At 67.8% G+C, this 1,045-nt stretch carries 1 protein-coding gene; it reads right to left on the bottom strand.

What is annotated here, in order from left to right; genetic code table 11:
• Positions 1–67: 67 nt before the first annotated feature.
• Positions 68–892: an HARBI1 family protein gene (locus tag AC559T_RS13765; protein ID WP_498868936.1), complete on the bottom strand. Its 825-nt coding sequence runs from the start codon at positions 890–892 to the stop codon at positions 68–70.
• Between the last annotated feature and the right edge of the window lie 153 nt (positions 893–1,045).

Here is a 1,045-nt window from a genome sequence, read left to right as displayed (position 1 = left end):
TGAGCCTTTCCGTGTAACCGTCCGTTACGGTGTGTGATTCACAAGGTCGTGCGGTCCGTGGTGGCTGTCAGGTGGTGCGGTCGTGTTCGATGTGGAGGATCACGAGAGCGGCGGCGACGATCCTGCCGATCTTCCAGGGGTCGAGGCTGATGTTGCCCAGGGTGCGGAAGGTGCTCTTGAGTAGCGCGTTCGCGCGTTCACCGACGGCGCGCAGGGCGTTGTGAACCCGGTTGTGCTTCTTCTGGTCGTCGGGGAGGGCCTTGCCTTTCGGTTTCTTGAACGGGACGGCGACCTGGTCCTGTAGCCCTTCGTAACCGAGGTCGGCGAGGACCTCGCCACCGCCTGCGGCCCACCACCCGAGGACGGGCAGGGCGCCGGAGGCGCGCAACGCGGTGGTATCGTGCTCGCGGCCGGGTCGGACCTCCGAGGTCCACAGCGGCCAGCCGTCGTCCGGGGCGGAGACAACCTGGATGTTCCCACCATGGTTGTGGACCTTGGCGGACCACCAGAGATCCACACCAGTGGTCGGGCTGGGAGCGCGGACCCGGTCCGTCTCGATCATCGTGCCGTCCACGATGACGTGGCCGTAGCCGGCGGCCTTCGCTGCCAGCAGCACGTTGCGCAGGTCAGGGGCCTGCGCGGCCAGCATCGCGATGCCCTCGTGGAGGTAGTCGTAGCCGGTCGACCGGCCGATCTGGTTGTCGCGGACGAGCTGGGACACCCGGGTGCCGTCGACGAACCAGCGCAGCACGAGCACGGCCTGCGCCCGGCAGTCCAGCGCCCGCCTACCCGCCCGGGTGCCGCGGCGGGCCCGCTCCGCGGCCAGCAGGGCCTCCAGCCGGTCGACGGTGTGGTCACCGAGGGACAGCTCGGCTGTATATGTGACACTCACGTGGACGCGGGGCCTCTCAGAAGCTGATCTTTGGTCGGACCAGACTTCCTAACAGAGGTCCCGCGTTTCCTTGCCACGGCCCTCAGTCTCACCCGCGTCAACTACACCCCGCGACGCTCACACGTGGTGACCGAAAGTCACGCGGAAAGGCTC

The sequence above is a fragment of the Frankia sp. Hr75.2 genome (genome assembly GCF_949319125.1).
Taxonomy (GTDB): Bacteria; Actinomycetota; Actinomycetes; order Frankiales; family Frankiaceae; genus Parafrankia; species Parafrankia soli.
Note: the sequence above shows the minus strand (reverse complement) of the source record. Positions and strands in the feature narration are given on the sequence as shown.